Raw genomic sequence first — 16,421 nt, forward strand, 5'->3', positions numbered from 1 at the left:
TAATTATGTAAGTTGTTTAAAGTAAAGATCTCTGCTCCTTTAAGAGCAGAATCTGTGTAGAAATAAGAATAAATCTATCAATCAATCCGTAGGATTGAATTTTCTAAAGATAGCGTTCCTACGCAACACCGAACGTAAGCCTAATATGATTCTACACAGATAAAACTCCATAGAGTTTTTAGCATTTCACCTTAAACAACTTTATAACTTGTTATAAGCTTTTATTGATGAAACCATACAGAAACTTTTATCAGCAAGTATTTTTATTTTAAAAAAGAATATCGGATTAAATGTCACAAATTTTTGTTAAATCATTAGAATTTTCTCTCGGTGAACAAAAATTATTTTTACTTTTGAAAGATTAACTCAGCAATACAAAATATGGTTACAGTTAAAAATTCTATTCTTGGATTCGCTTGTGCAATCGGTTGCATTAATTCATCTTTGTGCAATGCCCAGACTTCTGTTCAGGTGAAAAATAATCTGAATTTTGAAAGAAATGAAGTGGTTGCAGTTCCCGTTTCACAGCTAAAATCATTTTTAAATAAAAATAAAGAAGCAGATGTAAGGATAAAAAACAGTAAAGGACAATTAATAACCATTCAATGGATCGATAACGATGGAGACGGCAACAATGATGAGTTGCTTTTCATGGTGCACATTCAGGGAAAGTCTTCTGAGAATTATACCATTATAGCCGATGGAAAATCTCCGGTTTCCGAAAGTAAAGTAACCACTTATTCCAGACTGGTTCCGGAAAGAGTAGACGATTATGCCTGGGAAAATGAAAGAATTGCTTTCAGAATGTACGGTCCGAAAGGGCAGAGAGAAGCTTTGGCTGGAGTAAAAGAAAGTACCCTTTCCAGCGGAGTCGATATCTGGCTGAAAAGAACAGAGCAGTCGGTTATCAATAAATGGTACAAAGGCTACTTAACCGATCCGATGTATTACCACAGAGATTCCAGAGGAGAAGGCTACGATCCTTATCACGTAGGAGACAGCCGCGGAACCGGAGGAATCGGAATCTGGAAAGACGGAAAATTACAGGTCTCACAGAATTTTGTTACCTCAGAAACCATTGCAGAAGGACCTTTAAGAACGGTTTTTGAACTTACATATAATTCATGGAGTGATTTTGGAGTAAAAGAAACCAAAAGAATTTCTTTAGATTTAAGTTCAAACTTTTCAAAATTCGAATCTACTTTTGAAGCTGAAAAAAAGGTTCCGAATTACACCATCGGAATTACCCTCCATAAAAACGAAGGAGAAACAAAACTTAACGACAAAGAAGGCTATTATCTTCATTGGGAAAAAATTGATGATACCTTTGTAGGAGAGGGAATTGTGGTAACACCTGAAATAACTGAAAAATCGCTGGCTTTTAAATCTGAAACTCCGGATCAGAGCAATTTGCTGGTCATCACAAAGCCTCAGAAGAAACTTACCTATTATGCAGGATTCGCATGGCAGAAAAGCGGAGAAATTCAGACTCAAAAAGACTGGGAGAATCTGTTGAAAAAGCAGACGCAGATCATTGCAAATCCTTTGCAGATAACTATTAAATAACATTATTAAGGATGAAAACAAAACTGTACATACTTGCTTTAAGCTGGGTTGCTGTAAATCTTTCTGCCCAGACAAAAGATACTTTAGCTGAAAAAATGCTTATCTATCAGCTTCCGGTCGGAGGCTGGGGAAAACAGCTCGAAGATAAATCTGTCGTCAATTACAATCTGCCTCTCAGCAAGGAACTTTTAAGAAAGATAAAAGCAACAGGAGACGATCATGCAACCATTGACAACAATGCGACTTCAAGGGAGATTAATGCGCTCATTAAAGCATATTCTGTCACCAAAAATCCCGAATATTTAAAATCGGCAGAAAAAGGAATCAGCTATCTTTTGCTGATGCAGTATAAAAACAACGGAGGTTTTCCGCAGTATTATCCCAATAAAGGATTGTACAGAAAGCAGATTACGTATAATGACAACGCCATGATCAATGCTTTAACCGTTCTGTATAATGTTGCCGAAGGAAAAAACGGATTTGATGTAGTGGATCCAAAACTGAAAGAAAAATCAAAAACCGCCGTTCAGAAAGGAATAGAGTGTATTTTAAAAACGCAGGTTCTGCAAAAAAACACTCCGGCAATCTGGGGAGACCAGTACAACGAAGAAACCTTACAGCCGGATAAAGCGAGAGCTTTTGAACCTGTCTCTTTAGCTACTGCAGAATCTGTGGGAATCGTAAGATTTTTAATGATGCAGCCTGTAACTCCGGAAATCGAAAAATCCGTAAAATCTGCCATAAAATGGTTCAGACAAAATAAAATTGAAGGCTACAGTTACGACGTTGCCAAAGTAAACGGAAAAACAGTACGTACTTTAACAGAAGATAAAAATTCTGTGATCTGGGCAAGATTTTATGATGTTAATAACAATAAACCTCTTTTTGGAGACCGCGACGGAAGCATAAAATACAATTATAACGAAGTTTCCGAAGAACGGAGAAACGGCTACAGCTGGTACGGAGATTATGCCGAAAAACTCCTTGCCAGAGAATATCCGAAATGGCTGGAAAAAAATAATATTTCTGATTTATAGTTAATTGCGGATCATGGAAGTTAGATAAGTTTAGTAAAAAAGATTAGAATCCAAGTTCTGCAGAAAAAAGCGGCTGTCCCGATCGGGACAGCCGCTTAAAGTATGAATAGTATAAAAAAAAATTGCTTTAGAAAGAATTACAGATATTCCCTGATAATGTTGCTCCCGCATTCGTCGTAACATTAGATTTTACTGAAGAAAGAGAAAGTGTATTAATGGTATATGGAGGCGTAAAAGCTGTTCCGTTTCCTAACTTATTACCCGTAACGTTGGTAAAAGTATTGTTGGAAGTAACCGTTACTGCCGTATAACCGCTCATTAGGTTAATCGGCTCGTTTACATTTTCAAAAACATTTCCGTCTACACGAATATTAGCCTGAACTCCTGCTGCAATACATTTGTTGCTTACAGAACTGTTGAAATAGCTGTTCAGAATATGGATTTTTCCGTAGCGCACTCTCGGCATACGTTCTCTGCATCCCGGAGCCCACCAGCAACGAACAAAAGTTACATTCAGTTTTCCTGCATCTGCTGTTGCACCGTCGCTGGAACCGATCAGGTTGGAGAATCTGTGATCGTCTGTTCCTCCCGATCCTCCTGCTTTCGGAGGTTTCAGATAATGGAATTTCGTGTAGGATACCGTTACAAAATCAGATTTATTTTTAATATCAAAATTTCCGTCTACTCCGTCTCTGAATTCACAGTGATCGATCCATACATTTCGGCAGTCGTCCAGAATAGCATTGTCCCAGCCATCTGTATCATAAGCTCCGGGACCTTCAAAGATCAGGTTTCTGATGATGATATTATTGCATCTTTTGATGTTGATGATTCCTGAACCATCTTTCGTCTGATCGGTAGAAACTAATTTTGCACCACTCGTTCCGTAGATTGTTTTTCCTGTCTGATCCTGAAACGATAAACGTGCTGAAACAGTAATGGTTCCGGTTACTTTAATTACTTTTACCGCAGAATTTTCTATGGCAGCTTTTAACTGGGCGTAGTTGGTAACGGTAGTTTCAGCGGCAGTTCCGCCTCCTGTAGTTCCGCCGTTTTGTGAAGCCCATCCCGGAGCAGAACAATCGGCTAACGGAATTACCGCACTCGCAACCAGTTCACTTCTCATGTTCAGGTCACTGTTGTTTTCGGACAAATCAGATTTAATTTCTTCCTGTCCGCATCCGGTTAAGGCAAAAACCGAACAGAGAGCTGCCGTAGCAAAAGCAGCTTTAAATGTTTGTTTCATAGTAAGTAATTGTTTTTAATTATGATAGGATTCGAAATTACAAATACTTCAATTAAATAATTTATATTTTAAAATATCCATATTTATATAATTATAATATTAATTATTTAATTTAGTTAATCGGTTGCATTTTATTTAATGTATAAAATTTATTTACTTTTTAAATAACCTGAGTTCGGGATAAGTCTTCTTAAATGCAAGGTTAAACAAAGAGATTCAATTATCAGGAATTCTGCTTTTAAGATATACAAAGGCGTAAAATTGATCAAAGTAATACCATTTTTGTCTTTTTTAAATAAACGAAGTGCCTTTTTTTTAGCTTACCAACTCTCAATAAGTAAAAAAATCTTTTGTTTTTCTTTGCGATAAATTAATATAATTCTATAAATCAATTTTTTAAATTTATTTCTTATCCCGAACTGAAGTTAAATAATAAATAAAAATCCCAAAGATGATCCGGTATTACAGATCAAGTCTGATGAACGGAATATCTTCAGGAAAAAAATATTAGCTGTTTGGTAAATGTTTTATTTATCTGAAAAACAGATTGTTGTATTTGAGGTGGAAATTAAATCCCGAACTTGAATTTAGTCCGAAAACTCATCTTTAATAAAATCTTCTCTGAAAGGAGCAAACGCATCAATCAGTTTTCCTGCTTCGAGACATTTCACCCCATGAAAAATATTGGGTTGCGCAAAAAATCCGTCGCCTTTCTGTAAAATTTTCATTTCACCATCAACCGTAACTTCAAATTTTCCTTCCGCAACATACGTGATCTGAGAATGAAAATGATTATGTAATGCACCGATAGCATTTTTCTCAAATTGTACAATCACCATCATGACCTGGGAATTATATCCGACGAACTGTCTGGAAACGCCGTCTCCCAAATCTTCCCATTCAGAATTCCCATCTAAGAAAGGCTCTTTTTTGAATTTCATCTTATTGCTTTTTCAATTTTTATTAAACTAATTTTTACATCCTATCATTTCGAGGAAGGAGAAATCTAATGTATTGATTGATTTTATGTTGTTCTTGCGCAGATTTTGCTGATTGAGCAGATCTTTAAAATAATTTTAATATGTATAATCCGCATAATCAGCGGGATCTCTATTATTTAATATACTTTTCCAACCCTATTTTTAATGCCTTTAAACTTTTCGTGGCTAATTTAGCCACCGTTTCCGCTCCCAATTTCGATAAATGCGTGTCATCTTCTTTTCCTTTAGGATAATACGGATCTTCGCTTTCTTTATAATACAGATGAAGTTTTTTTGAATTTTCAGGGCCGTAAGAAATTTCCATCTGTTCTGTTAACAACTGCATATCCACAAAAGGAACTTTCAGATCATTTGCGACCATTCTTACAACCAGAGGATATTCCTTATGCGTATCGATCAATACTCCGTTTTCGTTGAAGTTTCTTCTTACAATGGAAGTCATCAGAACAGGAATCGCCCCTTTTGCTCTGGCTTCATTCACATATCGTTCAAGATTCGCTCTGTACTGTGTGTAAGGATTGGTAAACTTTGTAGAGTCTTTGATTTTCTGATCGTTATGACCAAACTGTATAATGACGAAATCTCCTTTTTTCAGTTGTTTTTCCACCTGATCCCATCGTCCTTCCGTTCTGAAACTTTTGGAACTTCTTCCGTTCACCGCATGATTCTGTATTTCAATTCCGTTGGTTAAAAACTGGGGGAAAACCTGTCCCCATCCATGTTCCGGATTTTTGTCAGGATTTTCTTTATTAGCCATGGTAGAATCTCCGATTAAGAAAAGAGTGGGTTTTTGCTGAGCCATCATTAAAGTTGAAACTGCGATGCTAAAAAATAAAAGTATTTTCTTCATTTTAAATAAATTTTTTAATTTATATTCTTTTGTCTTGGAAACAAAAGAATCAAAAGTTCAAGACCTGGAAACTTCCGCTAAAAATTATTTCTATTCACTAAAAATCCTAGAACTCGCGCGAATTTGATGTTTGTCTTTTATTCAGTATTTTGGTCGCGCTCAAACAATAGAATTTTCTTAACGTTCACAGAATTAATTTTCTAAACACTCATTTTCCTATGTCGATTTAGCGAATGGTAATCATTACTCATTATCAATTACTCATTACTTATCTTCAGGATTCCAGCCATCAAAAATTTTTTCTACGGTATAATTTTTCAGATCTTTTTTTGTGAGCTGATGCGACCAGTTTACGCGTTTTGAAGTATTTCCGCCTTCTCCTTTGCTTCCGAATTCCGCGTAATAGGCTGTTTTTTCTTTATCGGGAAACATTTTGTCGCCTTTCCACGGATTCCAACCTTCTGGAAGGATATGTTTTCCCATTTCTGTATTGATGAAAACTGTTTTTGCGTAAGGTCTCCAAGGTCTGCCTAAATACACTTTGGTAATGCCTTCTTTTGCAGTTAATATACAGTCGAAAAACACGAAACCATGCTTTCTGTCTGCTTCCGTTGCGGCTGCCGTGATGAACGAATCGGCTAAACTTTTAATCGTACAGTTCTTAAAAACAACGGTTGCCTGTCCGAAAATAAAATCAGTCGTTCCTTCAATAAAGCAGTTTTCAAAATACTGTCGGCTGTGATTGGTTGCGGAATAAACGGTGTCCTGACAACCTGAAATAATCGAGTTTTTAATGATAAAACGATCACCTTCCACATGAAGTGAAACCGCCTGTCCTTCATTACAGGAAGTATTCTGAATCGTTATATTGCTGATTTTTATGTCATCTCCCATCACCAATAACGTATAAGAATTAAACGTGGTCATCTTTTCATTGAAAGAATCCGGTTTTCCTGAAAAATCATTGTTGGTAATTATGGTATTATCTTTATTTTCGCCTTCCAGCGTAATTTTATGTTTTGAAGAAGGAATCACCACTTTTTCATGATAGGTTCCTGATTTTATTAAAATTAAAGCTTCTTCCGCACCCAAATCTCTGATGGAATTAATGGCTTTCTGAATCGAGATGAAATCTCCGCTTCCGTCTTTTGCAACGGTAATTTTGATATACGGATCATTTCCGGCAAACAGCAAATTTGCCATCGAAATGAGAAAGATTAAAAATAATTTTTTCATAGTTTGAATTATTTTTTTGACGCAAAGATTTTTGTAAAGCCTCATAATTTTTAGGGAGTAAAGGCAAATAAAATTTGCTTCGCCAAGCTATGACGATAACTTCATCAAATCAACTTGTTGATTCATCTTTGCTCCTTAAAATTTAACATATCTATTAATAAAAACTTTGCGTTTAAGATCACTATTTCAAAACTTTATCTAAAAAATCAACAGTCAGATTCAATGTTTCCGTAAACCATGGTTCTGCCGACCAAAAGGAGTGTGGCGTATTTTTAATCTCATGAAATTCCGTCCAAATATTATAACTCTTCAGTTTTTTCATCATATCGTCTCTTCCGGCATGAAATCGTGGCTGCGAACTGTTGATGAAAAGAGTAGGAGGGGTATTTTGATCCACAAATTCCAACGGAGAAGCGGCTGTCCAGTTTTTTAAATTGCTTTCTCTGTCTCCGTTCAGCCAATAGGAAGCGTAGGTACTTTCTTCCGCTTCGGGATGAATAAAAGAAACAATTCCGTCTACATTTACGATTGCCTGAATTTTATTTTTTGATTTTACACCGACCAAAGTGGCGATCTGCGCTCCGGCAGATTCTCCCAGAACCGCTATTTTATTTCGGTCTAAAGAATATTTTTTATGGTTTTTCTTCAGCCATTCAATTCCGGTTTCGATGTCTTCCACTCCGGCAGGAAATTTCGCAGCATCAGCCAGACGATAACCGATGGCAATCACCACATAACCTTTTGAAGCGAGTTCCATCGCCATGAATTTTTCGTTTTCCTTACTTCCTGAAATCCATCCGCCACCATGAACCATTGCAATTCCGGGATATTTTTTATTCTGATATAAAGGATAATACACATCCGCTTTCAGAGAAATTCCGTTGATTTTTTTATATTCTACATCTTTTTCGATTCTGATATTTTGAGGAACCGGACGGTCAATCGGAGTTATAAACGGATATTTTTTTTTGAATTTTTCAAATGTTCCTTCGTTGGTATAGGGAGTAGCATTCGGTCGATTTACCTGTCCGAATGCCATTGTCCCCATAAAAAAAATAGAAATATAAGTATGTTTTCGGTTAAACATCATGTTGTCAAATTTTAAATTTTTAAACCATTAAGGAGATTGAAGAGGTTAAGTTTTATTAAGAAAATCAGTATGATTTTATCTTAAAATAAAGCGATCTTATCTGTCTTAACAGCTTAATTGATCTTAATGGTTTAAATTATTGATACACTATTTAACTGCATTTTTCGTTACATCCGTTCCGATAGAAAGCGAGTTTTTATCAGATGTAATTTCTTTCGGTAATAAGACTGCACCTGTTTTATTTCCTAACACTTTTACAACAGGTTTATTTGCCGAATCAAACTTTACGGTTGAAAGATTGATGTTTTTACTGTTGTAGATCGTTGCTCCCGTTCTTTCGGAATATTTCAGCTTTACATTTTTTAACTGAATTCCGTCTGCATCTACTATGGTTAAAGCTTTTCGGGTATCAAACTGAGAATCTTCAATCACAATATTTTTAAGATTCATTTCAGCTAAACCGAATAAAGTAATCGCTTCATCGGAATTGGCTGCTGTAATGTTTTTAAAGAAAATATTTCTGAAAACCGGCGTTTCTTCCGTTACGGGATATACTTTTTCCGGAGCTTTGTTGCCTTCCTGTTTCTGCCCGTCTTCCAGAACCGGAGATGCGCCTTCGTAGAACATATTGAAGCCTATAACCTGAGTCGGAATATTAATCATATCAATATTTTTTATGTAAATATTTTCCACAATTCCTCCTCTTCCGCGCGTGGTTTTGAAACGAAGCCCGATATCTGTTCCGATGAAAGTACAGTCTGAAACGTGGATATTTCTTGCTCCGCCAGACATTTCACTGCCGATGACGAAACCTCCGTGACCGTGGTACACAATATTGTTTTTAATGATAACATTTTCAGTTGGCATTCCTCTTTTTCTTCCGTCTTTGTCTTTTCCGGATTTTATACAGATGGCATCATCTCCCACATCAAAGGTATTGTCGTAGATCAGAACATTTTTGCAGGATTCCAGATCCAGACCGTCTCCATTTTGAGAAAACCATGGGTTTCGGATGGTAAGATTCCTTAAAATGACATTGGAACACATCAAAGGATGAAGATTCCATGCCGGAGAATTCTGGAAGGTCGGTCCGTCCAGCAAAACTTTGTCGCATTCCACCAGACTTACCATTACCGGACGGAGAAAATCTTTCACAGTAATCAATTCCTCTTTGGAAATCTTGTCGGGAACATTGAAGTTGGAGCTGCTTTCCAATCCTTTTTTATAGCTTTCCGAAGGATACCAGTTTTTGCCGTCAGAAGATACAATTCCGCCGGATTTTACAATTTCTTTCCATTCAGATTCAGAAACTTTGCTTTTTTTGATGGCTCTCCATGCATCACCGCTTCCGTCGATTATTCCTTTTCCTGTAATGGCAATATTTGTTGCATTTTTTGCCGAAATTGGAGACTGGCAACGCGTTGTATTCAATCCTTCGAAACTTACATCTACCAACGGATAATCATTTTTATCTTTACTGAAGATAATCATCGCTCCTTCCTCTACATGAAGATTAATGTTGCTTTTCAAGACGATGGGACCGGTAAGCCACATTCCGCGGGGAACGACTAATTTTCCGCCTCCTTTTTTGCTCAGATCTTCAATTGCTTTTTTAAAAGCTTCTGTATTTTTTACATTTCCGCCTGCAATTCCACCGTATTGTGTGATGGAAACGGTGTTGGCTGCAAATGAAGTTTCTGCAACCTGCGGCATTTTAAACTCAATATTTTTATAAATATCAGAATTCTGAGCACAGATTTGCCCTGAAAATAGCATTGCTGCTGCTAAACCGATCACTTTAAAAGTCTTCTTCATTTTATTATTTTTGAGTTTTAATTATTTTTTTAAATTCCTGATAAACAATGGATGCTACTACTTTTGCTCCTTCGGGCTGAAAATGAGTGTTGTCTTTCTGACCTTTCGGATAGGCTTCGTATACATTTTCCGGAAGATTCATAAAGTAATGAGTTGTGGTAAAATCCTGTCCTTTTCCGGTAAAATATTCCATAGATAATGTATTCAGATCAATATACGGAACGTTCATTTCTTTAGCAATTTCAATAGGAGCTTTGCCGTATTCGCCGTGTACATTTTCCAATTTTCCGTCTTTCCATGGGTAATTTCTGGCAACGGGAGTTAAAATAACAGGATTTGCTCCTTTCTGCTTCGTCTGCGTTACAAATAATCTTAAGAATTCTTTGTATCCCTGAATGTTTACGTACCGTTCCGGATGTTTTTCCGAACTGTCGTTATGTCCAAACTGCATGATGACATAATCACCCGGCTGTAAATGTTCGTACACCTCTCTCCATCTTCCTTCCTGAAAAAATGTACGCGTGCTTCTTCCGCCATGTGCTTTGTCGATAATTTCCACGGAGTCCGCTGAAATGGCAGGTTTTAAAGAAGCCAAACTGTCTTTCATAAAAAACGGTTGAAAAACCTGTCCCCATCCTGTAATGGGATATCTTACTTTCATATAATCTTTTCCGGGTTCGTAGTTTCCGGTGTAATCTGCCATGGTGGAATCTCCGATGAGATAAATATGGGTAATCTTTTTAACGTGTTTTGCTGCTGTAGTGTTCTGAGATTTGCATCCCGACAACAGCAAAACGACGATTAAAAATGAAACTATATTGTAAATTTTCCTATTCATTGATTCTAACTAAATTTTTTTTGTACAATGTCATTGCTGAATGAAATAGAACGAAGGATCTGATTGTAATTTTTTCACTCGCAGATGTTGCAGATGGAGCAGATTTTTTTAATCAAATAAAAATTAATTCTTGGTGATTCTGAACCAGTCAAAATCGGCATATCCGCCTCGAGGTGCCTTTGATGTACTGATGCTGTACAACCCAACTTTGGCTCCGATCCATTTTCCGGGTTTTGCCTGAAAAAGATCACCTGTTTTGATGAAATTTTTTCCGTTTTCGCTGTAGCTGAACTGGCATAAACCATTCGGTTCGTTTACATTTACTTTCAGATAGACTTCGTTGTTTTTTAATTTTGTTTCAAATAAAATATTTTCCTCGCCGCCTTTATCTGCTTTTTCGGATCTTCTTAACTGTACATAAAATCCATCCGGTTTGTTGGTAATCACGATGGACTGATGATCCAGTCCCATCACCAAAAGTCCTGCAGTTTTTCCTTCTTTGGCTTCTTCGGGCGTTAATTTAACTTTTGTGGAAGCTGCGAAATTGGGCGCCGGAAATTTCTGAGTTAACAGATTCGGGACATTCCAAAGGTTGTTTTCACTTTCGGGAAATTTCATGGAAAATAATCTTAAAAACTTTTGTCCGGGAAGTTTGGAAGACCATACGATATTTTCATTTGCACTCCACTGCCATTGTAATCCTAATTTTTCACCATCAAATTCATCGGTTTCGGGCGGGGTAACGATAGGATAGAATTGTCCTACGTTTGGTTTTTTATACGTTAAAACAGGTTCGCCAATTCCGTTTTTATTATGGTCAATTCCGATAAAAGGCCAGTCTTTTTCCCACTTTACAGGTTGCAGATGGATAATTCTTCCTCCCGCATCCACATCCTGAAAGTGATAAAACCAGTCTTCTCCTGAAGGTGTATCTACCCACGCTCCCTGATGCGGACCGTTTATTTTTGTGGAACCCTGTTCCAGTACAATTTTTTCTTCGTAAGGTCCGTATATATTTTTTGATCTCAATACCAATTGCCAACCTGTAGCAACGCCGCCTGCCGGAGCAAAAATATAGTAATAGCCGTTTCTTTTATACATTTTGGGACCTTCAACAGTGGGATGAGCATCGTGACCGTCAAAAATGTGAACGCCTTTATCCAGCACTTTTGTTCCTTCCGGATTCATTTTATTTAATGTTAAAATGCTTTTTACTCCGGCACGGCTTCCCGCCCAGCCATGAACCAGATAGGCATTTCCGTCTTCATCCCAGAACGGACAGGAATCTATCAGTCCTTTTCCTTGCATTACTAAAACAGGTTCGTCCCATTTTCCCAGCGGATCTTTGGTTTTCACCATATAGATTCCGAAATCGGGATCGCCCCAGTAAATATAAAATTCGCCGTTGTGAAATCTTATGCTCGGAGCCCAGATTCCGTCGCCTCGTTTCGGGGTTGAAAAATGTTCTTTCGGCAAAATATCCTGAATGGCATAATTCACCAGTTTCCAGTTCACCATATCTTTTGAATGAAGAATCGGCAAACCGGGAGTTTCATTGAAACTTGAAGCCGTCATGTAATAATCATCTCCCACACGAATCACATCCGGATCGGAATAGTCTGCATACAGAACGGGATTTCTATAGTTTTTTCCCTGATCGGCAGTCCATACTTCGGAAACGTAATTTTTTTCCTGTGCGCTCAAATAATTTGATACAATGGAAAAAATAGCTATTGAAAGTATATTTAAAATATTTTTTGTTTTCATACATCAGATTTTTAATCTGGTTTTAACGCCATAAGCGAAAAGATTTTTTTTAATTGCTTACTGTACATTTTCCAGTCGCAATGGTACTTTAACAAGCTCAGCATAAACTATTTACTCAGCAAATGATAGTTGTTGAAAATTTCTTAACCATTAAGATTTATTAAGGAGTTTAGTGTAGTTAAGATTAGCTATACTTTAAAATTCTTCTTAACCTCATCTCAATGGTTTTAAGTATTATTTTTCAAACTCCAGACTTGCCAGAATGAATGGCCCTGTTCCTTTGGCGTCATTGGAACGGATTTCTTCATTAATGTAATATTCGTAAGAACCGTCGCGATAAGGTTTTCCGCCCAAACCCGCGACTGCACAGCATTTATTTAAATTTACCACTCCGTTTTCATCAACAGTGATTAAATTTTTAATGATTCCGTCGTAGCCTTTTTTAGCATACGTTTTATAGGATTTCGGCAAATAACCGTTGTTCACAGATTTGATGATAGTGTAAACAAACATGGATGAGGCAGTTGCTTCGGTGTAATTTCCTTTTTCTCCTGCTTTATTCAAAACCTGATACCACAGTCCGCTGTTTTTATCCTGAACTTTAATGATGGCATCGGTATAAGATTTAATGTAAGAAATTAATTTGGGTCTTCCGGGATGATCTTTTGGCAGATAATCCAAAACGTCTACCATTGCCATTCCGTACCATCCCATTGCTCTTCCCCAGAAATTCTGCGACAGTCCGGTTTCTTTGTCTGCCCAAGCTTCTTTTTTGCTTTCGTCCCATGCATGATAGAGAAGACCTGTTTTTTTATCGAGAAGATGCTCCTGAACAGAATCGAACTGTAAAAGGATGTCATCATAGGCTTTTGAAGCGTCGGCTCCTTTCACGAAGTCGTGTGTATAATGTGTGTAGAAAGGCATTCCCATGTATAAACCATCCAGCCATACCTGATAAGGATAGATTTTTTTGTGCCAGAAAGAACCTTCTTTCGTTCTTGGCTGTCCGTCTATCTGAAGACGAAGCGTCTGAAGTGCTTTCAGGTATTTTTCTTTTTTTTCTTTTTCGTAAAGATAGAGGAGAACGTTTCCGCTGTTCAGCATATCAATATTATACTTATCAAGCTCATAGGTAATGATGGTTCCGTCTTCCTGAATGAGCTTTTCGCCAAATTCGCTGATGTAGTTGTAGTATTCTTTTTTGCCTGTTTTGGTATACAATTTTTCTGCACCATCCAGAACAATGGCAGTAGGATACGTCCATTTCGGGGTTTTGCTGAAATCCAGCATCCATGCCTCAGGAAAACGGTGCATTTCGGACAGCAGCATTCTTTCTGACCATTTCAGATTGAGGGGAACTTTTTTTCCGGAATTTGAAGATTGTTTCTGAATTGAAGCGTTAACCGGAGTTTTTGTCTGCGCACAGGTAGAAAAAATTCCCGAACTCAAAGCGACAAGGGTGAATAGTTTGATATGCTGAGTAATGAAATTCATGATTGTAAACGTTAAAGTTGATTATTTTTATCTAAAACTTCCAGTTTTTGATCTAAATCCTGATAAAAAGCTTCTTCAGTTTTTAAACCGTTCGGTTCCAGAGACCATGCTCCTAAAAAGTAATAGGAAACATTCTTTGTCTTCTTGAAAACTACGGTATGCGTAGATTTTGTCTTTATATATTTATCAAGACTTTCAAGAGGGTAGAAGACTGCCATTCCGAGATTATCGTCTTTTTGGGTTTCGGTCTGGTTACCGTAAGTTGCAATGTAAGCCCATTTTTTATTTTTGCTGATTCCCTGTTTTAACGGAATATTTTTCATGGCAACAATTCCGGTGCATAACCCTGAAATAGAATTACTGAGATTTAAATCCACTTTTACAAAACGGTCTTTATTGAAAATGGTAAGTTTTGAAGCAAGATCAATGGCATCGCCCCATGTTTTCCAGCCTTTGTATTCGATGGTTGCATAAGACTGTTCTTTTTCATTCACCACTTTCGCGGCGGTACTTTTTACGATTTTAAATGTTTCAACAAAATCATTCTGCTCATCGTATCTTCCGTAGGAGCCAATTCCGATGGTACGTCCGGATTTCAGAATATCCTGTCCCCAGGCTGCATCGTGATGGTACGATTCAAAACCGTCCTGTCCGACTTCCGGTAAAACCAGAGTGTTTACTTTTTTACCAAAAATATCTGTTGCATTTCTCCAGTCGAGATATAAGCGGTATCCGATCTGGTTGTTTTCCAGACCGATGCCTTCGTATCTGATGTAGGTGGAATGATCGGTATGCGATTCCGGAATTGTGAGTTCCTGAACGTTTTTGAAAGTTCCGCCGATGTATTTGTCGCCATCCCATTTTCCGCCTTCTTTCACTGCAAGTTCTGCATAAGAGAAGGGAGCTTTAGGATTGCTTCTGATCTTTTGAATAACAGAATTCTGAGCCTGAAAATTTGAGGACACCAATACTGCTGCAGCTATTATTTTAAATACATTCAATTTCATATACATTTTATTAGATCACTGTTTTCAATAAAAGTTTCATTGTTATTGCTTTATTGTTGTCCGGTTATGTTTTTCACGAGATCATTAAAGTAAACTTCAATATTGTCATAGTTTTTATCCAGATCTTTTCCGTTGGCATTAGCAGCTTCAGGATTCAGTTTGTTTTTAATTTCCCATTCGTTAGGCATTCCGTCATGGTCAGAATCGGGTAGCGCAGTTCCCGGTTTCAAATCAGGAAATCCGCCGACATCTTTCTGCGAGTCTATAATTCCGTTTGTGCTTCCTTTTGAACCTTCGTAGGTAAAACTTCCGTTTTTTACGTCTTTTAGAATGTGTAAATCGACAGCGTCTCTTATTAAAGCAGTTCCAGCGATCTGTACTATTTTTTCGTAAGCTTCTTTTGCAGAATGTGTTTTTATGTTATTCTGAATGTCGTGAGGCTGATTGATTTTTATTTTGTTTTTATCCTGATCCGTAAGGTGGTAAGACGGCTTTATCTGTGCAAAAACTCCTTGAGTCCAGTTGTCTTTTGAAACTTCAGGATTTCCTTCAATTACATTTCCGTTTATGTAGTATTTTCCCCATATGTTATACACTTCGGTTTCCGGTTTTTCATTTTTATCAATAGCAACAATCCGTTGTCTGCTGAGGGTTGCAGGTCCGGGTTTATAGTAATTATTGATGATGTTAACATTCATCCCTTCACCGCCATAAATGCTGTTGTGTCCCCAGTTGTAGATCACATTATTCCTGAAATCGGTAAGATCCGTCAATGCAAATTTACTTCCCGCATATTCTCCCAGTCTGGGATTTCTGCTGTCGTGATGCGCGTACAGATTATGATGAAAACTTGCGTATTTTCCGCCCGCAATTCCGCCATATCCGTGAGCGCCTTTCTGATGAACGGAATTCCTTAAACTTTCCGCAATGATGCACCACTGTACGGTTGTATTTTCATTGGCATATACAGAAACGGTTTCATCTGTAGACCAGCTCATTGAACAGTCATCGACGATAAGATTTTTAATAAATCTCGCTCCGAAAGCATCGCCTTCAAACTTTTTCTGATCGCCCATTCTGAAACGGATGTAACGGATCACCACGTTATCTGCCGCAACGAAGGTTTCATAATTGGCAACCGTAATTCCGTCTCCGGGAGCGGTTTGTCCGGCAATCGTAACGTTACCCTCTTTTATTTTTAACGGAGAATCCAGATAAATGGTTCCGCCTGTTTTAAAGACAATGTATCTTGCTCCTTTCTGGTTTAAAGCATACCTTAAAGTACCTTCTGAACCGTCATCTGTAAGTTTGGTGACGAAATAGACTTTTCCGCCGCGACCGCCTGTTGTGTATCTTCCAAAACCTTCGGCGCCGGGAAAGCTGAGAATATTCTGCGCTTCGGCACTGGTTGCAATGCTGAAAATTCCTGCGATAAAAAGTTTTGTGATGTATTTTTTCATTGCTGAAAAATTGT

13 protein-coding genes are annotated in these 16,421 nt (G+C 37.5%); 2 read left to right on the forward strand and 11 right to left on the reverse strand.

What is annotated here, in order from left to right:
- The first annotated feature begins 381 nt into the window (after nt 1-381).
- Nucleotides 382-1,566 carry a DUF4861 domain-containing protein gene (locus tag WFH39_RS10610; RefSeq protein WP_336689876.1) on the forward strand — a complete coding sequence of 395 codons (1,185 nt, stop codon included), beginning with the start codon at nt 382-384 and terminating at the stop codon, nt 1,564-1,566.
- A gap of 11 nt (nt 1,567-1,577) precedes the next feature.
- Nucleotides 1,578-2,603, forward strand: coding sequence for a pectate lyase (gene pelA / locus WFH39_RS10615; RefSeq protein WP_336689877.1), 1,026 nt, complete (start codon nt 1,578-1,580; stop codon nt 2,601-2,603).
- Nucleotides 2,604-2,730: 127 nt separating this feature from the next.
- Here the strand turns inward: pelA and WFH39_RS10620 are convergent, their stop codons facing one another.
- The 11 genes from WFH39_RS10620 to WFH39_RS10670 all read right to left on the reverse strand — a co-directional run bounded on the left by WFH39_RS10620 (nt 2,731) and on the right by WFH39_RS10670 (nt 16,407).
- Nucleotides 2,731-3,849, reverse strand: coding sequence for a pectate lyase family protein (locus tag WFH39_RS10620; RefSeq protein WP_336689878.1), 1,119 nt, complete (start codon nt 3,847-3,849; stop codon nt 2,731-2,733).
- Nucleotides 3,850-4,436: 587 nt separating this feature from the next.
- A complete protein-coding gene (locus tag WFH39_RS10625; protein ID WP_336689879.1) occupies nt 4,437-4,790 on the reverse strand; it encodes a cupin domain-containing protein in 354 nt (117 codons plus the stop codon).
- A gap of 172 nt (nt 4,791-4,962) precedes the next feature.
- Nucleotides 4,963-5,700: a rhamnogalacturonan acetylesterase gene (locus WFH39_RS10630; protein WP_336689880.1), complete on the reverse strand. Its 738-nt coding sequence runs from the start codon at nt 5,698-5,700 to the stop codon at nt 4,963-4,965.
- 264 nt (nt 5,701-5,964) lie between these two features.
- Nucleotides 5,965-6,936 carry a pectinesterase family protein gene (locus WFH39_RS10635; RefSeq protein ID WP_336689881.1) on the reverse strand — a complete coding sequence of 324 codons (972 nt, stop codon included), beginning with the start codon at nt 6,934-6,936 and terminating at the stop codon, nt 5,965-5,967.
- Between the two features lie 181 nt (nt 6,937-7,117).
- Entirely contained in the window at nt 7,118-8,026 is a 909-nt protein-coding gene (locus WFH39_RS10640; protein ID WP_336689882.1) for an alpha/beta hydrolase, read from the reverse strand.
- 147 nt (nt 8,027-8,173) lie between these two features.
- Entirely contained in the window at nt 8,174-9,841 is a 1,668-nt protein-coding gene (locus tag WFH39_RS10645) for a glycoside hydrolase family 28 protein (RefSeq protein WP_336689883.1), read from the reverse strand.
- 4 nt (nt 9,842-9,845) lie between these two features.
- Nucleotides 9,846-10,679: a rhamnogalacturonan acetylesterase gene (locus tag WFH39_RS10650; protein WP_336689884.1), complete on the reverse strand. Its 834-nt coding sequence runs from the start codon at nt 10,677-10,679 to the stop codon at nt 9,846-9,848.
- A gap of 123 nt (nt 10,680-10,802) precedes the next feature.
- Nucleotides 10,803-12,446: a glycoside hydrolase family 43 protein gene (locus tag WFH39_RS10655; RefSeq protein WP_336689885.1), complete on the reverse strand. Its 1,644-nt coding sequence runs from the start codon at nt 12,444-12,446 to the stop codon at nt 10,803-10,805.
- A gap of 234 nt (nt 12,447-12,680) precedes the next feature.
- The gene (locus WFH39_RS10660; RefSeq protein ID WP_336689886.1) at nt 12,681-13,940 is read right to left on the reverse strand and encodes a glycoside hydrolase family 88/105 protein; all 1,260 of its coding nucleotides are present in this window, start codon (nt 13,938-13,940) and stop codon (nt 12,681-12,683) included.
- Nucleotides 13,941-13,951: 11 nt separating this feature from the next.
- Entirely contained in the window at nt 13,952-14,947 is a 996-nt protein-coding gene (locus WFH39_RS10665; protein WP_336689887.1) for a DUF4861 family protein, read from the reverse strand.
- Between the two features lie 50 nt (nt 14,948-14,997).
- Nucleotides 14,998-16,407 carry a pectate lyase family protein gene (locus WFH39_RS10670; protein ID WP_336689888.1) on the reverse strand — a complete coding sequence of 470 codons (1,410 nt, stop codon included), beginning with the start codon at nt 16,405-16,407 and terminating at the stop codon, nt 14,998-15,000.
- Between the last annotated feature and the right edge of the window lie 14 nt (nt 16,408-16,421).

Source organism: Chryseobacterium sp. MMO-72 (assembly GCF_037146035.1).
Lineage (GTDB): Bacteria > Bacteroidota > Bacteroidia > Flavobacteriales > Weeksellaceae > Chryseobacterium > Chryseobacterium indicum.